Genomic DNA, 22,101 nt, shown 5'->3' with positions numbered 1-22,101 from the left:
AATAATTAAAATTTCAGGAAAATATGAACAATAAAGTCTTTAAACCCCTCATCGTTAGCTCACTCGTTCTATGCAATTATGTCAGCGCTGCAGATTGTTATGATGTGTCACAAAATATTGCCAAACAACTTGAAGATAACTACGTCATTGAAAATACAGCAACAAGGTTAGCTCAGTTAATACGTTCGCAAGTATTTTTATCTGGTTGTGCACGTCAAAAGTCATCTGAAGATATTGCTGAATTTATGACCTTGGAATTAAACAAGATTGCAAATGATAAACATCTTTCTGTTGTTTATGATCCAAATTGGGTTAGTGAATTGAAAGAAGCGCAAGACAAAAGGCACACAAAATATTAGATGTACTTTGGAAAGAGTGTGGTTTTGCAAGAGTTGATGTGTACAGACAGTTGGCTAACTACCTAGAAGTTAAACCTAATGATTGTCATATTGGTAAATTCACCGAACAACAATGTGAATCAGCGATAAACTTTACGAAACTTATAATTTAATTATTCCACAATACCCGTTAATACTTTTGGCATTCCCAACCCATAGCCTTAATCAAAACAAAAGCCAAGGCCTCTTGCTAATTCTACGTGTTCTTCAGTCTCCAAGCCCTCAGCACAGACTTTACATCCGAAAGACTCGTTGAAAGTCGATACGAATTTAAAAACCTTCTGGCAGTTAATATCATGCAGAGACTTAATACCAAAGTTTCCATCAAGCTTTATCATGTACACATCAAGCTCGCATAGCATTTCAAAATTAGAGACACCGGTACCAAAATCATCAATCGCAAATAGATACCCATTTGCTGTCATTGAATTGGTGTTCACCAAAACATCATTGAACATCTTGTGCGAACAGGGGCGCTCAGTAATTTCAAATATCACTCTTGTCATATCAATTTTGAATTTTCGAAAATAATAATTAACCAGTCGCTTAAAGCCCTCAGAAGCAACTTGGGCAGGTTGTGACTTCTCATCGCCTTATCAGGCGATGCTTCTTATTTCGTTAGCCGTTGCTCGATAGTATCGAGACTTATGCAGCTTCCATAAGCAGAGACGACCGTCCAGCCGCCTTTAATTCCAGAATGCCTTTATCCCGGATATTTAGGGCGGCATTTAAGTCGCGATCAATATCTCTGGTACCGCAAGACGGGCAATCCCATTTGCGAACCGATAAGGGCATTGCTTCCATTTTATGACCGCAACAATAGCAGGTTTTAGAACTGGCGTACCACTGATCTAGCTTTACTAGGTGCTTACCTTGCTCTTTCAGTTTGTATTCCAATTTCGCAACAAAGCTATGCCATGAGGCATCAGCAATATGTTTTGCAAGTTTGCGGTTTTTCATCATATTGGCTGATTTCAATGTCTCAACTATCACCGCTTGGTTTTCGTCAACGAGAGTTCGAGAGAGTTTGTGTTGAAAATCAGCGCGAGCATTCGCTACCTTTTCATGACATTTAGCAATAAGTATCCGAGCTTTTGCACGATTAGCACTGCCTTTGGCTTTTCTGGATAGCTGACGCTGCTTACGTCTGAGATTCTTCTCAGCGCGTTTTACAAATCTTGGGTTGGCTGTCTTTCTGCCGTTTGACTCAATCGCAAAATGAGACAAACCCAGATCGACACCTGTCACTGCTCTTAACGTGTGGAGAGGTGTTGAGAGTTCCACTCCATCATCCGCAAGGATTGATGCGTAGAACTTACCTGTCTTGCTCAGGTTTACAGTGATGCTTTTAATCACACCCGCAATCTCACGGTGAACATTCGCCTCTATAGGCTTCATTTTTGGAAGCTTAATTGCCCCATCAAGTACCCTTACACCCACGCAGTGGTAGCTCGACTGCTTGCCATGTCTACGTTTGAATTGTGGATACTTGGCTTTCAACTTCGGATTAAAGAAGTTGTCGAAGGCTTGGTGAAGATTGATCACCGATTGCTGTAAGGCGATTGAATCATATTGCTTCAACCAGTGGTATTTGCGGGATTTCTTAGCAACGGCAAGCAGTGGTTTTATATCCTTTTTTGGATTCAGTGTGACACCATGCTTGCGGTACATGTGCGATTTTAAATGCAGCGCTTTGTTATACGCAAAACGCACGGCACCAAACTGAGCGATTAAAAACTCAGCTTGCTCTTGTGTTGGATAAATGCGTACTTTTGTTGCTTTTAGCATTTCATTGCTCACCTGTATAATTTCAAGATATTATCGGCTTATATTGGGGTTGTAAAGTGAGTGCATACAGCAAAGAGTTACTTCAAGACTGCCTCAAAAAAGGCACTGCCTGAGCAAATTGATTATTCATCTGGTATTTACAACGAAGTACAGGCGCAAGTTGTTTACTGGAGTTATGATCGAACAATTAAGGGAAGCTTTTGACTCAGTGTGTGTAAAACTTGAATGCGAATTGATAGAAATGGATGGTGAACAGGATCACGTTCATTTACTGATCTCATACCCTCCTAAACTTTCAATCAGCCTAATGGTTAACAACTTAAAAGCAGTTTCATCTCGTATACTACGACTACAAAACACGCACCTTACAAGGCAGAGCACAAGCTCCGCCCTATGGTCTCGTTCATACTTTGCTTGCACTGCTGGCGGTGTGACTATTGAAACATTAAAAGCTTATGTGGAAAGTCAATCAACCCCAGATTAAGACGCTATCGCGTCTTACGCCTTATATCCCCGCCCTAATCGGGCGAGGGTTTACGGCGAAATCGCTAAAATAATCTGGCCTGATGCGCGTCCGTTACCCAAATCTAACCACATTAGTGATTTATTATAACGAGAACCACGATTATCATTAGCAAAAAAACGCCCCATATCAGCACGAACCTTTGCTTTATCGAAAATTCACCGAGAAAACCCCGTGATCAGAGCGAAGTGATGTCGCGGGGATGAATCTGTGTCACCCCTGCTCTTGAATATATTTTCGTATTATCTCTGCACTAGCATTTCCTACAGAACACACAAAGTATCCATCAGACCAAAATGTTTTCTCTTTCTAAAATTGGTTTTTGAGGTAAGGAAATGATTTCCAGATTTTAGTAGTTGTCGCTTGTTTAATCCTCCTTGCGTACTAGCCTACAGAATATCGAGTGCCGATTGTAATCAGCATATGAATGTGATCTTTGTCTATTTCAACCTCTTCGATCCTGAAGTCAGAAGATAGAGAAACATCGAAAACCGTTTTCTTAACAAACTTACCCAGATTTCCGTTTAGTAAAGGTTTTCTTGATTTAACTACCAGAATTAAATGAAGTGCAATTAAATATTTGCAGTGAGATTTAGTTTCATATTCCAACTTGACAACTCGACCTTATACAGTAGTCTATACAGTATATGAAAAAGACGCTCAGATACAACTACAGGCTAAATCCTACCCCAGAGCAAGAAGCTAAGCTTATTGAGTTTAGTGCGACAGCGCGTGGCATTTGGGATCTGTTGTTGTCTGAAAATATGCGTCGATATGAGTACGATAAGACGTTCTTGTTTTACAAAGAAATGGCCTCGCTTCTTAAGGAATTAAAGCCTTTCGAAGAGTTTGCGTGGATTAAATCTTTTGATTCAGCAGCGGCTCAGCAGGTTGCTCGCGATTTAGAAACTGCTGTTAAGAATGCTTTTTCAAAGGTTCGTTTGCAGCGCTTTCCAAAGCATAAAGTCTCATACAAAAAGAAAAGACTTCACAATGACTCGTTTCGAGCCGTTAATAATGCCAATTGCATTCGAATCGAAAATGGCGATATCAGTATTCCGAAGGTCGGCAAAGTGCCAATCGCTCTGCATAGTGAGCTAGTGAGCAAAATTAAGACCGTCACTGTTCAATATCATCACGGAAAATAGGAATGCAGTATCACTCAGGAAGTGGAATGCAAAACGGCTAAACAAGTTTTGGAAATGCTCTCTGGCTTTGACATCAACTCAAAGCAAACGGTGGTTGGTTCGAACGGTTTCGTGGCCGACAACCCGAAGTTTTTAAAGCAAGCAATAGAGAAGTTAAATCAATTGCAACGCCAGCTTGCACGTCGAACCAAAGGTTCAAATCGCTGGCAAAAAACAAAACAACGCATCAATAAATTACACGGAAAAATCTCAAGGCAAAGGCTGGACTTTGCGCACAAAACTTCAAGACAGATAACCAATGAAAATGATATTTTAGTGTTCGAAGATTTAAACGTAAAAGCAATGCAAAAGTTCAATGGTAGTATGGTTGCAGATAACGTGATGGGTTTGATCACTCAGCTTTCAAAGTATAAAGCTGAGCTAGAAGGCAAGCTCTATCATGAAATAGGTCGTTTTGAAAAATCCACTGGAATTTGTTCGGAGTGCGGGCAACGCCATGTTTTAACATTGAATGATAGGCGTTTTACTTGTACGGCTTGCGGAGCGTATCAAAGCCGCGATCTAGCTGCTGCTAAAAGCATAGCTAGTACAGGTGAATTAGATATAATTGCGGCTGGAATCGTTGCAAGGGTAACACCCGCATCTCAGCAGAAACAATCTGTTAAAATGAAAGTCTTCGAATTATCGAAGTTGGATTTTGGATCTGAGAAAAAAAGCTGCCTAGCCGTTAAGCTAGACTGTAGAAGCCCTGTGATCAGAATGAACCGATGTTGCTGGGTAGTTCACCATCGTCATACCCTCTGATGTTTAAGTGAACTTGATGATTAGTGACCTTTCGCAACAAATAATCAAGCTGAAAACATTCTGATAAAAACGCATATCCTGTACCACCCGCACCAATTACTGATACATTTAATGGTTTAGAAATCCACTCTGATGAAATTAAAAGTATGTTTATTTTTTAACCTTTTAATATGGCCGGACATATAATGTGAATTATTCACAAGGCCGAGCTTAAAAACTCTCCCAAACGCATAAATCGATTTAACTCTCGCATTCTTACTTTTGCATTACTTAGGCTCCTTGTGTTGGCTTTAGCGATCCAAAATGCGAGCAAATTTTGCGTTGTTACAACTTCCTTTGCTTTAAGGGTCTTTTCGTGGTTTACGTGAGTAAAGTTTGAAGCCAGTACAGTTTTCTCAACATCATTCATGCCTTCATTCATTCAGTAATTGATGTGATTCTTTTTGGGTAAAGTTGCATTTCCTTGGCAAACAACTCCATTCGAATAAATATTCATCAGTGGCGCATGATACAAATGCGTATTTTCATTAGGTCGTTGATTACTTGGCAAAGCAAACACAATTAACCCATTTGGTTCTTCTTGTTTATCTTTTTCCAAACAAAAAAGAAGGGCAGGGTAGATAATTGAAAAGTTCGTCTTGGCGTTATAACTTATATACCAAAAAATACCTTTATGAGAAAGTTTGTGCCATATACTGTACCTTCTGCTGACCAATAGAAGTGGCTCACATCAAAGAAAAAGCCAAAGTACCATCAGGCTGTGCTTGTAGAAGCATTTCAGCAAGCTTAAATGGCAAGATACCATTCAAATCATCTACAGAATTTTCTAACTGAATAATATCCTTAGCCAATCTATGACCATCACTAGTGTATAACTTCATCTGATGAGAATTTATAGAAAAGTTAATATGATTTAGGAACGGTATTACATCGTTATTCGCCTTGCCATAAAAAATACCAGAAATAGCAGACTTAAATGAGTCAGCATCACAAGAAAATTGAAAGCCAATAGGAATTACAATTTTGGGAATAGGGTAGCTATCGCATGACATTGTAGCTATTGAAGCTCTTGAACGACCATGTTTAACAATTACTTTATTTTCATCGAATTGAAATTTTAGTGGCTTACTTTCATCGGTAAAGCTACTTATAAAAGTATTAAGTTTTTTGGCTTTGATACAAATCTCATAATCTTCAAACGCATCAATTGGTGAAGATTGCCTAACAATCGATTGAGTGTCCGTTCCTAGCACTTCTGCTATGCCGCCAATTAATGAGAAGTGGATATAATCCAACGCAGATATGTTGCATTTTGAGCCATTTGCTACACCACAAGCATCCACAAACAGATGTTTTGCGGTAGAGAGTGAGATTGAAAAATTCATGAATATGCCTTCTATTGTTTATTTAACAACAGAATGACAGCTAAATTACATCGTGCATTTTGCAAAGAACTAATTAGCTAAAGGTATTGAGCTTAGTTCTTTTTAAATACCAAATATCATTTTTAATTTGATTTGTTGAGAGCTAAGAATAAATATTAAGGATAATGATGGTTAAATATATAGGTTAGATCTTTAGGTTAGCGCTGTGGATTGTGTTATTAACTTATTGATTTTTATAGCTAATAAAAAATAAATGAGATTGCAATTACACGTTATTTAGATTGCAATTACACCTTACTTAGATCGCAACTACACGTTACTAGCACTTATATTGATATTATTATCAACAGGTTATAAAGGGTTGTCTGTAAAATATCCACAACGACATTGCTCAAGATCGCATTTACACTTTATTTCATTCACAATCACAGTTTGTTTTTTATTCAAAATGATTGAAAATAGGCCAAATTACTGTGCCAGATCGCAATTGCACGCTTCTCAGATCGCAATTACACCTTTTTTTACTGGGTTATTCACAGCCCTGCTGAATCCATACTACAGAAGTTTAGTGAATTTTCATTTGAAAATAGTTTTTTTTCGCCCGTTACCTATGTTTGTGTGTGGTACAATTCTGTAACCCACTGAAATGTATGTGTTTTATTTTTCAGATCGGTTTTACACTTTATTTTGTAATTTCTCTGTCCTTTTGAGAGCAAATTCTTCCGATTTATTTTTGACCAATAGTTTTAAGTTCACATCGGGTACACAGAAGTAAGTTGATGAAATAATAAACTGAAAATAAATCTCAGACCCTAATTACACGTTATTCAGTAGTTTTGTAGCTTCTCAGATCGCATTTACACTTTATTTTATGAGCTAAATTTTTGTGTCAGATCGCATTTACACGTTATTTTATGACTTCAAATTTCATCCCAGATCGCATTTACACGTTATTCTATAGCCTCAAATTTCATCCCAGATCGCATTTACACGTTATTTTTCGGCCTCAATTTTCATCCCAGATCGTATTTACACGTTATTTTTGAACTAAATCTTCACCTCAGATCGCATTTACACGTTAATCAAATAGATAGGTTTTGAACTCAGATCGCAGTTACACGTTATTCAAACTGTTACTCAAACTACCAGATCGCAATTACACGTTATTTTTAATAGGTTTATTAGGTAGTCAGATCACAGTTGCACTCTATTATCGCTCTGATTATAAAGAGTTTTTTAATAATGGTGCATTTTGCTGTGTTATTTATATAGCGATTTGATATATTTGAAATTCAAGTATGCGGGAATATCGGTATGAGAAAAAACAAACTTACAATAAATAATTTGCCAGAGACTATCAGCACCAAAGGGCTAGTAGTTCAGGAAGCCGCTGAGGTTGAGCAGCTTAAACTCTTTACTGATGTGCATTTTGAAGGTTTGAAATCTAATTCATTATCAAATACCTTTCCTTTATACGATTTATGGTCTCGTTTTGTAAGAGTTAAAACTACCATATACCCAATTAGACAAGCACCAGAAAGGCTCGTTAATTCTCGCTCTATTTCTGATAAGTTGGATGGTGTTGAATACACCGGTGAATTGCAAATCTCACCAGCTGTAATCAAAGGTAAAGAAACAGACTATGTTGCTTGGTCATCTGACCGCGAAGAAAAGGTAGAAAGGGCGCTTATTTCACTTGCAACAAAAGGCAATATTTCTAAGATTAATAACGCAAGCGGCACTCGTTACGCAATTCATTTTAAAATGAATGAACTAAATGCAGAGCTTAAGTCAGTTAATCAATCATTATCTTATCCAGATTTAAAGGAAGCGCTACTAATCCTGTCAGGGAGTCAACTGTCTTTTAACTACAGCACCAGCTCAAATGGTGAAGTAGAAACAAATGAAGCAAAAATGCCTTATCTGGGGTCAATTCATTTTTCTGGTAAAAAAGGGCCAAGCACTCAGAGATGCATTGTATTTCTTAATGAGTACATGGCTCAGCAAATTGAAACTGTATCTTATAAAGGATATTACTTTAACCAGGCGCAACAATTTAAGAGAACCTTATCTAGCTGGCTTACAACCAGACTTTATACATTGTTTAGATACGCCAGCCCCGAAAAGACGTATCACTTCATGCTTGTAAGAATAATGATTAAGTTTGGCTCTATTGAGTCAGAAGACATCACTGAAAATCGCTTAATCGCTATTCGCAGAAATATGACTTCAACAATGAAAGACCTTATTAATGCTGGCATTTTAGAGAAGTATGATATAGCTGCTGTAAAAGACGATGAAGGTAAGGTTATCGATTACAAGTACACGTTATACCCAACAGAAGGGTTCTGTGATGAAATCGTGTCACTTAACAAACACGCTAAAAAAATTAGAATCAAAAGCAATACGACGGAAGAAGTTGTTGAAACTCTTTTAATCGAGCAGTAAGGGGCAGTACATATATTGGTTATGGGGACTGCACTGTTAAAGTTGAACAGTGCAGTGGATTAATCTTAGTTAAGTTTAAACATCTTCTTCCACAGAAGATCATTAAACCAGCTATGTTTACTTTATCAATTTACACTGTGTTTTGGTTAAGCTTGTATCCAGTCATGGCAAAATTTCCCATATGGAAGACTGTTGCAATCTATTCAGAAATAACTTTATGCATATCGATGTATGCTATTTTCTTTGTTGCTTTTAATGACAAAGTTAAATGTGATAGTGCAGTTTGACTAGGGTTGGCTGGAAATTTCTTTAATCACTCCCTTCCAAAATTAATAAAACGAATTTTTCTTCTATTTCAATTTTTTTTCAGGCTTTATTGATTGGCTAAGTTGGTAAGTTAACTCTGAGTAATTCCAACAAGGTCTAATAATGAGTTATTTAAAGGCAGCGGCTTTAACTACTTTGATGTTTTCATTTAGCGCCATTGCTATCACAACTATCAAAGGAACGATGAATGTCTACAAACCAGAATTTGTCATCGAGAACAAATCAGGCACACTTATTTCAAACGTAAGAAACTTCAAGCTTGAGGCTCGCCAAACTGTTATAGACGATTACTGTACTGTCACTACAGATAACAATTTAGCATTACAAGGGGGAACCTTAAGCGCTGGATATTGTTTATTTGAATGGAATAACACGGCCGGTTATTCAATTGATGGATTTAAAGTTGAAGGCGTTGCTTCCAATTCAGGTCCGAATAGTATTGGCTACTCAATTTATTATTATTCAGGGTCAGCAAAAGCTAAAAAGTTAGTTGATACAAAAAACTTTATTTTTAATTTTGAAGCTCCAGTTAAGCCCACTGTCCAAAGATACTCAGTTAAGCTTGGAAACTCATGGAAAAGTGTAGGTGATCATACCAATTACAACCCCACAAACAAGTTTTCTGCAGTTAGAGTTAATGTTGACGCAAGGGATTTCAGTCAGAAGGTATCTATACCATCGCTAGGTAGCTGCACTGTAGTAAGTGGCGCTACGTCATGCGATATTTCATTTTCAGGAATAAAGCTTGGCGATGCTATTTCAAATAAAGTGGGCTCTTTAAGCTATCAAGTGTCAGTTGATTCGAGTAATAGTTATTGGGGAGTTAGTAACACCAAACATGCTTTGACTGTTCCTTGGACTTACCAACCAACAAAAATTGGCCTTTTTGAGGTTAATTCAATGCCTGCTAGTTATACGACAACAAAGACAATAAACGTTAATAGCAAATCAATTCAAGTTTCGAATAACACAGCTAAACTCGTTTTAAATAAGCCTTCAAGCGAGATTGTTGGCGATTGGTGGGCCCCATCTGAGTTAAATGTAAAATTCAGCCGAAATAGTCAGCCAACCATTTCAAGTGGCATCACCTATAGCGGGAATGTTCTATATACAAAAGATGGCTCACTAGTTACAGCAAATAAGACTATTACGAGCACTAAGAGAGAAAGTGTAAATGGTGCATATGTTTACACGTTCGATATGACGCAAATTGAAGATGGTTATTATGGTGCTTCTGTGGCTTTCACAAATTCAAGTGGCATCCCTTCTAACCAAAATTTTAATGGGTTAAGAATTAACAAAACTGCCCCAAAAATTGAAATTTTCAAATCAGGTGTTAAGCAAAATAACAGCAGTAACTTTGCATACAATCAAGAGTTGGTAATTTCAACTTTCAATTCATTTACAGATGACGTTGACCTGGTATCGATTCAAGTTAATTCTTCTAACGTTGCTTTTAACAAGCCAAAAATTGGTGTGGCTACAATACCTGACACTGTTATTTTCAAAAATGGCTTAAATACAATAAAAGTTACGGTCAAGGATACTCTGGGACATTTATATTCCAGAACAATCACACTAAATAAAGTTCAAGATGAAATCGAGTTTAAGATTAACAATTTAGGTGGTCGATTAGTATCTCACGTAAAAGAGTCTAGTTTTGAAGCAGTCCAAACTAAGTTTTCAGGTTTCTGTAACATTGTGACTAATGAAGCGGTTGCAATTGGTACCAACAAAAATGTATCTGGAAAGTGTTATTTTGAATGGGTTGGTATGGATGAGCTTGATAGAGATAACTTTTCTCTTAAAGGTCGATTGAGAATGAGCGGAGTTGTGCCTGTTGGGTATAAAGTGTTTGCCTATTTTGGCGCAGAGAAAGAGAAAACACTAATCAAGTCTGGAACTACTTCTTTTAACGTCGAGGCCCCAATTGCGCCTGAACTAACAAAATATTCTATTTATGTAGGGAATAAATGGATCGACAATAATAGCGATGTCAATCACGATCCAAACGCTCAGGTTAAAGCCATTTCAATCACTACTAAGCCAGTTAATTATTCACAACAGGTGATTGTCGATAATTTGGGGAGTTGTTTAATAAATGCTGGAAGTACATCCTGCACAATAAATATCACTCCTTATTTCCTTGGAAATAAAAATTACATTGGCTATGAGGATGGCATTGTTTCTCACCAGTTTAAGGTAAATTCAATTAATAAGTACTTTACTGATAAAGAAATAAACTCACAACCATTGTAAGTTGGGAATATGCATACTCTCGGGTAGAGCAAGTAAAAGTTAATGCAAGGGCTAGTGGTTTGCCATTGAGCTTTGGCTTGTTAGGCGCTTCTATAGATGTTGAGAACGAAACAGCGAGAGTTGTATTTGATAAACCGTCTCCAGCTATATCAGGTACATGGTGGCTTCCTAAATCGATTGAACTTGAGTTTAAAGTTAGTAGTTCGCACGAAGTCCTTAAGGAACTTGAATTTGACGGTACTACTCTTTTTAAAAACGATAATATTACTGAAGGTGAAACTGTAATAGTAAAAAATCTAACCGGGCCTGAAGTTATTAATAACAAGTTTATTTATACAGCTGATGTGCAGAGTGTACCAGATGGACACTACGATATTACGGTTACTTCAAAGTACTTATATTCAAAATCAGATAAAAAAGAATTTAAAAACGCTGCATTCTTATCTCGTAAGCAGCCATCAATTTCTATTTTCAGAAACAGCCAAAGTATGGAGGAAGATGATGAGTTCTACTTTGATAGTGAACTGTTAGTAGCAGGGTTTAATGGCTACGTAAATGGTGTCACTATTGAGAGTGTACAATCAAACGGCGTGCCATTAAGTTTAAATTCTGTTGGTGACGGTATTGTCACTATTAATGGCTTAACTCAGCAGTTATCACCAAAAGATAATGCAAAAATTAGTGTTGTAGTTAAAAACTCTTCAGGTGATAAATTTAATTATATTCTAAATGTTGTCTTTGCTCCTATGTCGTTTGATATAAAGCATCGTGAAAACGACTATCTACCGTTCAGACTAATTGAATTGGTTTATTTAGATTCTGAACAAGTGAGCGGCGAAGAGTGCCGGTTCTATAGTGAAAGAGACCTCGCGGTTAAATATGCGCGCAAAGGTGCTAAAAGCTGCATATTCAATTGGGTTAATTTACCAGAAGGCTTTGAAATATCATTGCGAGGTAGAACACCATCGGCTGTTGGTTATTTAGACAAAGCGCTTGTAGAAATTGAAAGCGATATTGAAATAATTAATGAGTTTGGTGAAACGCTGATCATACCTAATGAAAAGACACTGATTTCTTCTCAGGAACCAACAGGGATTTCAGTTGAAGCTAGCTCAAGGCGAGAACTTATAAACGGTTTTTATCCAGTTGAATACTCGGGTGGTGAAATTGTCAGAATGGGTACTGTATCGAGCCCAGGTTCATTAGATATGACATTCGACACCAAAGGGGTTAGCCAAACATTTCCGAAAAACCCTTCTACAAGAACAGGTGAAATATTTAGAACATCTGGTAGGTTCGATATGCCTTTTGAAGTTGAACGCAATCTATGGGAAGTATTCCCTATCGATTACAACGTTAAGTACCATAGAATGCCAGAAATAAATGCATCCCAAAGCATTAAAGCTTTAGTCGTTCCTGATAGCACACTTGGCGTTAATCTAGATTTTCAAGATGATCAGATCCTATCTACCGATGAAGTAACAGCTAAAATCAACCTTGGGAATTACAATCGAATCGATGGATGGGTTTATGACAAAAGCTCAATGGGTGAATGGGAAGTTTACATAGGTAAGTATGACAGAAGAAATATACCTGAACCATTAACAGAAACTGTCACAATAGATGAGAAAGGAGAAGCCTTCATAAAAATGCCAATGGAAGTTATTGGCGAAGAAAGTGGAATTTATGTTGCAGTAGCAAAAGCAAAAACACCTATACCTGATTATGAGTACTATATTCAGTCTGCTCGTGCATACTTTATTGTGTACAAAGGCACTAAAATTGAAGGGGAGCTAAAGGATGGCTTAATTAAGGACCGGATACCATTGAGAGCTTCAGCAATTTACTCACCTGAAGACCGAGCAGATGTTGGATCACTTGGCCGAGTTGTGTGGGAAGTTTCAAGTAACGGTTCAGATTGGAGGGAGTCTACAGAACATAAAGATACTTTACGTTGGCGTAAGCGATATGAAAACGAAGAAATTGAATACTTGAGAGTTAAAGTTGAAAATAAGTTTACAGGCGAATGGTCAACTAGCGGTACTCTAAAAGTTGTTGCTTATGAAAAACCTGAACTATTAATTCAACAAACTAATGAAGTTCTATTTAATGAAGCTGCAAAGTTCGTTTTGTATGACGGAGATAACCTCGTTCAAAATGGGGATGGTGTTATCGAGTGGTCAACTGATAATCGTAAGTCTTGGTTCACAGGTCCAGCAGAAATCTCATTCTATAAAGATGACTTTACAGGAAGAGATATCAATGCCCGAATGAAATATAACGGGATAGCAAGTGACAGTAGTTTGGGTGATGAAGCTTTTGTCGAAGCTAGGGCGCGATACTACTTCTTAAGAGCGCCACGATTCTATTTTGATTTAGATGTCCCTGATCTAGTCGAAGTCGGCTCTACACACCACATTAAAGGAAGCTCTTTCACTAGAACTGAGTCTATTAATGGTAGGACTCAAAACCAATGGGTGTTACCGGATGGGAAAGTAATAAATGATAGTGAATTTGACCTGACATTTAGTGAAAATCTTCTTGAAGGAAGAAACTTTATTCTGACCTACCAAGCTTGGGTAGAGGGGTCAAAGCAAGAGACAATCAACGAGACTAGAGTTCGTGTGAAAAGCTGGACATACGAGTTTCCTGAAATTGAACTAAACATGCCAGCTACAGTAAATTATATGCCTTCTAAACATATTGCATGGGTAGGCTTAGAGCGTCATTTTGCTCCTGGCGTCGAGTATACATATGAGCTACTAAAAACACCCGGAGTTAAAGTGTTAAATCAAGATGACGGCAAGTTTACTCTGCAGTTTTCCCAAGAAGGAATGAAAAATCTCACATTTAGGGTTACTAACAGCAGGGGACAAAGCAAAGAAGTAAGCCAAATTGTAGAAGTTTTACCTCCAACCCCATTAGAAATTGAGATCGTGCGTACATTCAGTAATGAATACCTGAGATATCCATTAGATGTATCACTTAGATCTCGTGTATGGCTTTCACATCCAGATGATAGAGTTTCAGTGTATAAATGGTACTTGGATGGCGAGCTTGTCATGGAAAGCAAGCGCTATAGAGAAAGTATTGGAGATTTATCAGTTGGTGATCATACTATCCGCGTTGATGTTGAAACTGAGTTTGGTCAGACAGGTTCGCAGTCATTTGAAGTGAGCGTGATACCAAATCAGAAACCAACCGGTAGTATTAATATGCATGAAACAGATCAAGTGTTTGAATTACATCTCAACTGTAATGACTCGGATGGTCGAATTGCTGCGACTACATGGCAGTTAAATGGTGAGTTACTAACGCATTCTCATAATATTATCCAATTCAGCAAGGATAAGCTAAAAGGTACAAATTATGTTGTAGGTAGATGTTATGACGATAGTTTCGAATACATAGATATCACTCAGACAATTCATTAAATGATATGTGAATATGGAAGCTGTTTTGAATGCTATATTCAAAAAAATGAACAGCCTATGATTGGGCTCAATTATTGCCAAAAATGAACCTAAAAAGCTATTTAAGACATGAACTTGGATATAAACATTAAGCTTAAGAGCGGTTTTTATAGCATCCGTTAAAATTAACTTTAACAAAATAACTCATAAATGTTTTGACGATATCAATTTACTTATTCGAAAATTTATATTAGTATAAGAGGTGTATTTTTATGAGGATTTTATGTCTAAAGCATTTTCAAAAGTCTTAGTAATAACGCTTATGCTATTTGCCTTTGTAGGGCAAGCATTTGCTTATTCTGCTATGTCTTGCGAAATGTCATTAGGTTCTCACGAATCACACATGAAGATGGATCATGGTGATATGAATAAAAGCAGTAATGGTCAATCAGAAGATTGTTGTGACGTTGAATGTATTTGTCCTGCAAATGCTTGCTCATCTACGACAGTCCTAAATTCCAGTGTTGACTCGACAGATATTCAAATATTGAGTGAATCTGTAGCTGCTATGCAATCTAAACAACCTCATTCAATTTCCACTTCCCTTTATCGTCCACCAATTTTTGCCTAATACAGGATTAGTGCGTCTAAATTTCGCGCACATGTAATTAATTTTTCTGTTAGTCAATATAGCGTCGTAGCGCTATAGCTATTTTCCAGCGATGTCTGGGGGCAAAAATGATCAATAAGTATTTAAAAATAGCAGTTCTAATGCTGCTTTCACCTGCGTTTGCAAACTCCAATGAACATAAGCATGCACACAATAACGACGTAACACCTTTGGAGTTAATCGTTTATAAAACCCCAACTTGTGGGTGTTGTAAAAAATGGATAACTCATATTGAAGACAAAGGGATCGTTGCGCATTCCAAAGATTTCCGAAACATCGGCAACATCAAAACTAAGTATGGTATCAAACCTAATTACCGTTCATGCCACACGGCAGTGAGTAGAAATGGATTTGCCTTTGAAGGTCATGTACCCGCTAAGTTTATTCAGAAGTTCTTGTCAGAAGAGCACCCCAATGCGATTGGATTATCTGTCCCAGCAATGCCTGTTGGCTCTCCTGGTATGGAAGTCGGCGACCGCTTTATGTCATATAACGTATTAATTTTATTTAAAGATGGAACGAGTAAAGTATATGCAGAAGTTAAGGCTTATGAGGAGCAATTCTAATGAGATTAAATGTTTCAAGCCTTACTCTAATTTCAACTTCGCTAATGCTCGGCTTGTCTGTATTCTCAGCTCAAGCTGAGAAAGTAGTGTCACTTGAACAAGCTATCACCTTGGCTCAGCAAAATGATCCTTGGCTTCATGGGAGTCGGTTAAAACAAAGCGCGGTTGAAAATAGAAGTATCGCTTCAGGTACTTTGCCTGACCCCAAAGTATCACTAGGGATAATGAATTTACCAACAGATACTTGGGACTTAGATCAGGAAGGAATGACTCAACTAAAGGTTGGTGTTTCTCAAATGTTTCCTAGAGGTGATAGTTTAAAGATTAAACAAGAGCAATTAAAAATTGAGTCAACGAAATTTCCACTGCTACGAGAGGATCGTAAGGCTAAACTGATAAGCCAAGTATCACAGTTATGGTTAGATGCTTACTTAGCTCAACAAACCATTAAATTGATTGAAGCGGATTGGGCGCTCTTTGAGCAGATGGCGGAAGTTACTAAAGCTAGCTACTCAAATGTTGTTGGTAAAACCAGACAACAAGATGTTATTCGTGCTCAATTGGAAATCGTGCAGTTAGATGACCGATTAACTTCGCAAAAGCAGAAACTAGAAACAACAATCGCTCGCCTTAATGAGTGGCTTCATATCTACGATGCTGCTGGCTTGAATGAATCATTTAACTTTGATACGCAACCATTAGAGTTTAGGGTTTCTAAAAAGTTGCCTGCAATTCATTTGAACAATTCAACAGTCCTAAAAGCATCTAATTACTCAAGAAATCTATTGGCTCAGGAGCTTTCGAATCACCCAGCCATACTTGCAATTGATATAAAACGCAAAGCTTCAGAAAAAGCAGTTGAGTTAGCTAAACAGCAATATGAACCGCAATGGGGTGTTAATGCTAGTTATGCCTATCGGGACAATATGCCCTCTGGTGATAGCCGAGCTGATTTATTTTCTGTTGGAGTAACGTTTGATTTACCCTTGTTCACCGAGAACAGACAAGATAAGCAAGTTGCAGCTTCTATTGCAGATTCAGAGACTATTAAAACCGAGAAACTATTACTGACAAAGCAAATGATCAGTATGGTGGAAAAGGAGCTTAGACAGCTTAAGCGTTTATCTGATAGGCAATCTATCTATCAAGAACAACTCCTTAAACAAACTCATGACCAAGCAGAAGCGTCATTGACAGCTTACACAAATGATGATGGCGATTTTGCCGAAGTTGTTCGAGCAAGAATCGCAGAATTAAATGCCAGAATATCAGCCTTAAGAATTGATGTTGACGCACTTAAAACAGTTGCTCGTATCAACTATTTCTTTGCACGTTCTCAATCTAACTCAAATGCTGAACATAAGTCGATGCAAACTTCACACAAAACTAATCAGCACTTATCCAATCAGCAATTTGGAGAAAAATAATGTCAACGAATACTAAAACAATTATTGCCATCATCATTGGTGCTGCGCTAGGCGCAGGAGTATTGAGCTTATATCAAGGTGCAGGGTCAAACAGTAATACAGATGAAACAACATCAGCAGAGAAAAAGCCTCTGTATTGGGTTGCACCGATGGATTCTAATTACCGCCGGGACAAGCCCGGTAAGTCGCCTATGGGGATGGATTTAATTCCTGTGTATGAGGAAGAATCATCTGGTGATGATTTTGGTCCCGGAGCAGTAAAAATTGCGCCTCATGTAGTGAATAACCTAGGGGTTCGCACTGCACCTGTTGAGCTGAAAAATATGCATACTGAAATATCAACGGTTGGTTACGTTCAATATGATGAAGATAAGCTAATTCATATCCACCCACGTGTTGATGGTTGGATTGAAAAACTCTATGTCAAAGCGGCAGGTAACCCTGTAGAGAAAGGGCAGCCTCTTTATACACTGTACTCTCCTCAGTTAGTTAACGCGCAAGAAGAACTTTTAATAGCTTTAAAGCGCGACAATAGTTCCTTAATTTCGGCGGCGAAAGATTGCCTTAAAGCGTTACAGCTTTCAGCAGATTTCATTCAAAAGCTAGAAAAGACTAGAAAAGTTCAGCAAACCATCACCTTTTATTCACCACAAGCAGGTGTTGTTGACGGTTTGAAGATTAGAGAAGGCTTTTATGTCAAGCCGGGAAACACCTTATTAAGCATTGGTCAACTAGATCAAGTTTGGGTTGAAGCAGAAGTGTTTGAACGTGACGCAGCCTTAATTAAAGAAGGACTGCCTGTATCAATGACACTGGATTATTTACCCGGAGAGGACTGGGCTGGTGTCGTTGATTATGTTTATCCAACATTGAATAGTAAAACACGCACACTCAGAGTGAGACTGAAGTTTGACAACCCAGACTATCAATTAAAACCAAACATGTTTGCACAAGTCTCTATTCACGCTAATCAAGCTGATAGCACGATACTCGTACCTAAAGAAGCCGTCATTCGCACAGGTAAACAAGACAGAGTTGTACTTGCCTTGGGGGATGGGCAATTTAAGTCTATCGAAGTGACAATTGGTCGGGTTGATATCGATAGTATCGAAATCTTAGAGGGTCTTAATGAAGATGATGTTGTGGTGACATCTGCTCAATTCTTGATTGATTCTGAATCAAGTAAAAACTCTGATTTTAAACGAATGACTCATGACGAAGTGCCTAGCTCTGTTTGGATGGAAGGCGAAATCAACAGCGTCATGGCGGGACATCGTATGGTTAATATTACTCATGGTCCTGCTGAGGCTTGGGATTGGCCTGAAATGACAATGGACTTCGATGTAGGTGAAAAGGTAGATATTGATTCACTGAAGTCTGGTCAATCTTTGCACTTTGAAGTGAGCAAAACCGAAGAGGGTGGATATGAAGTTACTGGAATTCATATCATGAGTGAGCCTGCTGATATGAGTGAAGAAGTATCATCAGCAACAGTATCAGGTTTAATTAATGCGATTGATATTGATACACGGATTCTAAATATTAGCCGAGGCCCAATAGAGAAGTGGGATAGACCTGCTGCGACGATGGATTTTATCGTCGCGGACAATATAGAAATAGTTGATTTCAATGTTGGTGATAATGTCACTTTCACTTTTGAGGTTAGGGATGACTTAGTTATCACTGAAATCTCTCTTGAATCAGATGAACAACACGGCAAGGAAAATAAAGCTGCTGTTGATCATTCTAATCATTAAGTGGGAGAAAAATAATGATTGAATCAATTATTAGATGGTCTATCGGCAATCGTTTCTTTGTTTTGTTGATTACCTTAATTATCGCGTTTGGTGGTTTGTATTCATTACAAAAAACGCCAGTAGATGCACTCCCAGATCTTTCTGATGTGCAGGTGATAATTAAGACGAGTTATCCGGGACAGGCACCACAAGTTGTGCAGGATCAAGTGACATTTCCACTTACTACAGCGATGCTATCAGTGCCGGGGGCGCAAACTGTTCGTGGTTACTCATTCTTTGGTGATTCCTACGTCTACATTATTTTTGATGATGATACTGATTTGTATTGGGCTAGAAGCCGAGTACTTGAATACTTAAGCCAAGTAGCATCAAGCCTGCCTGATTCGGCAAAACCTCAATTAGGACCTGATGCAACAGGTGTGGGTTGGGTATACATTTACGCTTTAACAGATAAGTCTGGAAACCATGATCTAAGCCAATTAAGAAGCATTCAAGACTGGTTCTTAAAGTATGAACTACAAACTGTTCCGGGCGTGTCCGAAGTTGCCGCCGTTGGTGGTATGGTTAAGCAGTATCAAGTGCAAGTAGATCCTGACAAATTGAGAGCTTACGATATTCCTCTAAGTTTAATACAAATAGCCTTACAAAAAGGGAACAAAGAAACTGGCGCATCCGTTGTGGAAATGGCTGAAGCTGAATATATGGTTACCGCAACGGGGTATATTCAATCAGTTAGTGATATAGAGAAAATTCCACTTGGTATTAACGAACAAGGCACGCCGTTGCGTATTGGTGATGTTGCCAACGTTAACCTTGGTCCTCAAATGCGCCGTGGTATCGCAGAACTTAATGGCGAAGGCGAAGTTGTTGGTGGTGTTGTCGTTATGCGCTTTGGTGAAAACGCTCAACAAACCATAAATGGGGTAAAAGAAAAGCTTGAGTCGCTCAAATCTTCTTTACCAGAGGGGGTGGAGGTTGTCCCTGTCTATGACAGATCGAAGTTAATAGATCGTGCTGTTGATAACCTTTGGAGCAAGTTGCTAGAGGAGCTTGCGGTCGTGGCTATTGTCTGTGTTGCTTTCCTATTTCATCTTCGCTCATCAATTGTGGCAGTTGTTACTCTACCATTAGGTATATTGGTGTCATTCATCATCATGTATATGCAAGGCATCAATGCCAATATTATGTCTTTAGGCGGTATCGCTATTGCTATTGGTGCGATGACTGATGGTGCAATAGTGATGATTGAAAATATGCATAAACATATGGAGAAAACACCACTAACAGATGAAAACCGTTGGCAAATTGTAGCTAAGGCTGCGAGTGAGGTAGGCCCTGCATTATTTTTTAGCTTGCTGATCATAACTGTCTCATTCTTACCTGTGTTTATCTTAGAAGCGCAAGAAGGAAGAATGTTTTCACCGCTCGCCTATACAAAAACCTATGCAATGGCTGCATCAGCAGGCTTGGCAATAACATTGGTGCCTGTTTTGATGGGCTACTTTATTCGAGGCAAAGTCGTCTCTGAAAAGAAAAACCCATTAAATCGATTATTGATTGCTATCTACATGCCTGTTTTAAAGCAAGTCATGAAGTTTCCAAAATTGACAATAGTCGCAGCAGTATTAGTGACTATCGTTGGTTTTTGGTTTGTCGATAAAATTGGTAGTGAATTCATTCCGCCATTGGATGAAGGCGACCTTATGTATATGCCTACTACATATCCCGGCATTTCAATCGGTAAAGCAAGAGAGTTATTGCAGCAAACGGACAAGCTTATTCGCACTGTGCCAGAAGTTGAAAATGTATTCGGTAAAGTAGGACGAGCTGAAACCGCAACTGACCCTGCGCCTCTAACCATGATTGAAACCTTTATTCAATTGAAGCCACGGGAGGAGTGGCGAGAAGGCGTGACAACTGAGTCGTTAAAAGCTGAGTTTGATAAGTTGGTTAAATTTCCGGGCTTAACCAATGCTTGGGTCATGCCAATCAAGACCCGCATTGACATGTTAGCTACAGGTATAAAAACGCCTGTCGGTATTAAAGTCGCCGGACCAGAACTTGATGTAATTCAGGATATCGGCCAACAAATAGAACAACTCTTGCCAGAAGTGACAGGCACAGCGTCAGTTTACTCTGAACGAGTTGCAGGTGGACGATATATCAAGGTTGATATTTCACGAGATAAATCAAGTCGCTTTGGGTTAAATATCGAAGATGTCCAACAAGTAGTTTCTACTGCGATTGGCGGTATGAATGTGACACAAACGATAGAAGGTCAAGAGCGTTACCCTGTTAATCTGCGCTATCCGCAAGATTATCGAGATTCTCCTGAGCAGCTAGCACGATTACCTGTTGTAACACCAAGTGGTCAACGCATTGCACTAGGTGATGTTGCTGATATTCGAGTAGAGAATGGCCCACCGGGTATTAAAAGTGAGAATGCCAGAATCAATGGTTGGACTTTCATTGATATTGATAGCGTTGATGTAGGTACTTATGTTGAAAATGCTAAAGAACACTTAGCAAATAACCTGACATTACCAGCAGGCTATTCAATTACTTGGGCTGGACAATACGAATATATGGAAAGAGCGAAAGAAAAGCTCACCTATGTATTGCCTTTAACACTCGCCATTATTGTTATTCTGCTTTACCTGAATTTCAGAGCGTTTAGTGAAGTGGCTATCATTATCGTTACCTTGCCGATGGCAATGATCGGTGGGTTATGGTTGATGTATCTAGAAGGGTTTAATTTCTCAGTAGCTGTTGGTGTGGGCTTTATCGCTCTAGCTGGTGTTGCGGTTGAGATTGGCGTGATAATGCTGGTTTATCTTAATCAAGCACTTGCTGAGCTTAAGGAAAAAGCGGTGGAGCGAGCAGAACTCATCTCAGATGATGCATATCAAGATGCATTATTGCACGGTGCTGGCTTACGAGTTCGTCCAGTAATGATGACGGTAGCTACAATCATTATAGGTTTAATGCCTATTTTATATGGTACTGGTACAGGTTCTGAGGTCATGAGCCGCATTGCTGCTCCTATGGTAGGCGGAATGACAAGTGCTGTGCTGCTCACGCTTATTGTACTCCCTGCAATTTACTCAATCATTAAAAAGCCTGAAGTAAATGCCTTTAACAAAGAGCTTTCTAACGTGGAGCCTGAGAATAATGCTTAGCACGGCTAG

Annotated in this window: 17 protein-coding genes and 2 pseudogenes; 13 read left to right on the top strand and 6 right to left on the bottom strand. The window is 38.5% G+C overall.

All coding sequences use genetic code 11. The annotated features are described in order from the left end of the window. Positions 1–23 precede the first annotated feature (23 nt). Positions 24–359, top strand: coding sequence for a hypothetical protein (locus ACRWSG_RS22275; protein WP_462167574.1), 336 nt, complete (start codon positions 24–26; stop codon positions 357–359). Continuing rightward, positions 320–511, top strand: a complete 192-nt coding sequence (locus ACRWSG_RS22270; RefSeq protein WP_462167707.1) for a zinc-finger-containing protein — start codon at positions 320–322, stop codon at positions 509–511. Before ACRWSG_RS22275 ends, ACRWSG_RS22270 begins: the two co-directional genes overlap by 40 nt. Positions 512–559: 48 nt before the next feature. Here the strand turns inward: ACRWSG_RS22270 and ACRWSG_RS22265 are convergent. Both ACRWSG_RS22265 and ACRWSG_RS22260 read right to left on the bottom strand, forming a co-directional pair. Next, positions 560–964 (bottom strand): annotated as a pseudogene (locus ACRWSG_RS22265) (EAL domain-containing protein); the annotation flags it as partial. Positions 965–1,043: 79 nt separating this feature from the next. Then, positions 1,044–2,186 carry an RNA-guided endonuclease TnpB family protein gene (locus tag ACRWSG_RS22260; protein ID WP_036973776.1) on the bottom strand — a complete coding sequence of 381 codons (1,143 nt, stop codon included), beginning with the start codon at positions 2,184–2,186 and terminating at the stop codon, positions 1,044–1,046. 64 nt (positions 2,187–2,250) lie between these two features. Between ACRWSG_RS22260 and tnpA (ACRWSG_RS22255) the strand changes: the two genes are divergently transcribed. Continuing rightward, positions 2,251–2,670 carry an IS200/IS605 family transposase gene (gene tnpA, locus ACRWSG_RS22255; protein ID WP_036973777.1) on the top strand — a complete coding sequence of 140 codons (420 nt, stop codon included), beginning with the start codon at positions 2,251–2,253 and terminating at the stop codon, positions 2,668–2,670. 252 nt (positions 2,671–2,922) lie between these two features. On the opposite strand, the pseudogene tnpA (ACRWSG_RS22250) reads toward tnpA (ACRWSG_RS22255), so the two are convergent. Then, positions 2,923–3,318, bottom strand: a pseudogene (gene tnpA, locus ACRWSG_RS22250) (IS200/IS605 family transposase). A 38-nt stretch (positions 3,319–3,356) separates the two neighbouring features. On the opposite strand from tnpA (ACRWSG_RS22250), the gene ACRWSG_RS22245 reads away from it, so the two are divergent. Beyond that, complete coding sequence (locus tag ACRWSG_RS22245) at positions 3,357–3,857, top strand: helix-turn-helix domain-containing protein (RefSeq protein ID WP_462167573.1); 501 nt, start codon at positions 3,357–3,359, stop codon at positions 3,855–3,857. A gap of 21 nt (positions 3,858–3,878) precedes the next feature. After that, complete coding sequence (locus tag ACRWSG_RS22240) at positions 3,879–4,661, top strand: RNA-guided endonuclease InsQ/TnpB family protein (protein ID WP_282658937.1); 783 nt, start codon at positions 3,879–3,881, stop codon at positions 4,659–4,661. A gap of 196 nt (positions 4,662–4,857) precedes the next feature. Here the strand turns inward: ACRWSG_RS22240 and ACRWSG_RS22235 are convergent, their stop codons facing one another. Genes ACRWSG_RS22235 through ACRWSG_RS22225 form a run of 3 tightly spaced genes read right to left on the bottom strand, consistent with a single transcriptional unit; the run spans position 4,858 to position 6,046 of the window. Continuing rightward, positions 4,858–5,070, bottom strand: a complete 213-nt coding sequence (locus ACRWSG_RS22235) for a hypothetical protein (protein WP_462167572.1) — start codon at positions 5,068–5,070, stop codon at positions 4,858–4,860. A gap of 12 nt (positions 5,071–5,082) precedes the next feature. Continuing rightward, the gene (locus ACRWSG_RS22230; protein ID WP_462167571.1) at positions 5,083–5,376 is read right to left on the bottom strand and encodes a hypothetical protein; all 294 of its coding nucleotides are present in this window, start codon (positions 5,374–5,376) and stop codon (positions 5,083–5,085) included. A 10-nt stretch (positions 5,377–5,386) separates the two neighbouring features. Beyond that, the gene (locus ACRWSG_RS22225; protein WP_462167570.1) at positions 5,387–6,046 is read right to left on the bottom strand and encodes a DNA polymerase III subunit beta family protein; all 660 of its coding nucleotides are present in this window, start codon (positions 6,044–6,046) and stop codon (positions 5,387–5,389) included. 1,314 nt (positions 6,047–7,360) lie between these two features. Here ACRWSG_RS22225 and ACRWSG_RS22220 point away from each other — a divergent pair. The 8 genes from ACRWSG_RS22220 (at position 7,361) to ACRWSG_RS22185 (ending at position 22,092) form a co-directional block, all read left to right on the top strand. After that, positions 7,361–8,494: a replication protein A gene (locus ACRWSG_RS22220; protein ID WP_462167569.1), complete on the top strand. Its 1,134-nt coding sequence runs from the start codon at positions 7,361–7,363 to the stop codon at positions 8,492–8,494. Between the two features lie 429 nt (positions 8,495–8,923). Continuing rightward, entirely contained in the window at positions 8,924–11,080 is a 2,157-nt protein-coding gene (locus tag ACRWSG_RS22215) for a hypothetical protein (protein WP_462167568.1), read from the top strand. Positions 11,081–11,145: 65 nt separating this feature from the next. Continuing rightward, complete coding sequence (locus tag ACRWSG_RS22210) at positions 11,146–14,514, top strand: hypothetical protein (RefSeq protein ID WP_462167567.1); 3,369 nt, start codon at positions 11,146–11,148, stop codon at positions 14,512–14,514. Between the two features lie 262 nt (positions 14,515–14,776). Further along, positions 14,777–15,124, top strand: a complete 348-nt coding sequence (locus tag ACRWSG_RS22205; RefSeq protein WP_055022005.1) for a hypothetical protein — start codon at positions 14,777–14,779, stop codon at positions 15,122–15,124. A 107-nt stretch (positions 15,125–15,231) separates the two neighbouring features. After that, a complete protein-coding gene (locus ACRWSG_RS22200) occupies positions 15,232–15,729 on the top strand; it encodes a DUF411 domain-containing protein (protein ID WP_055022006.1) in 498 nt (165 codons plus the stop codon). Next, positions 15,729–17,156 carry a TolC family protein gene (locus ACRWSG_RS22195; protein ID WP_055022007.1) on the top strand — a complete coding sequence of 476 codons (1,428 nt, stop codon included), beginning with the start codon at positions 15,729–15,731 and terminating at the stop codon, positions 17,154–17,156. Before ACRWSG_RS22200 ends, ACRWSG_RS22195 begins: the two co-directional genes overlap by 1 nt. Further along, entirely contained in the window at positions 17,156–18,913 is a 1,758-nt protein-coding gene (locus ACRWSG_RS22190; RefSeq protein ID WP_462167566.1) for an efflux RND transporter periplasmic adaptor subunit, read from the top strand. The genes ACRWSG_RS22195 and ACRWSG_RS22190 overlap by 1 nt, the downstream gene beginning before the upstream one ends. A gap of 14 nt (positions 18,914–18,927) precedes the next feature. Then, on the top strand, positions 18,928–22,092 hold the full coding sequence (locus tag ACRWSG_RS22185; protein WP_462167565.1) for an efflux RND transporter permease subunit: 3,165 nt from the start codon (positions 18,928–18,930) through the stop codon (positions 22,090–22,092). The last annotated feature ends 9 nt before the right edge of the window (positions 22,093–22,101 follow it).

The organism is Pseudoalteromonas sp. GB43, assembly GCF_054923805.1.
The sequence above is the reverse complement of the archived record's forward strand: the minus strand, read 5'-3'. Positions and strand labels throughout refer to the sequence as shown.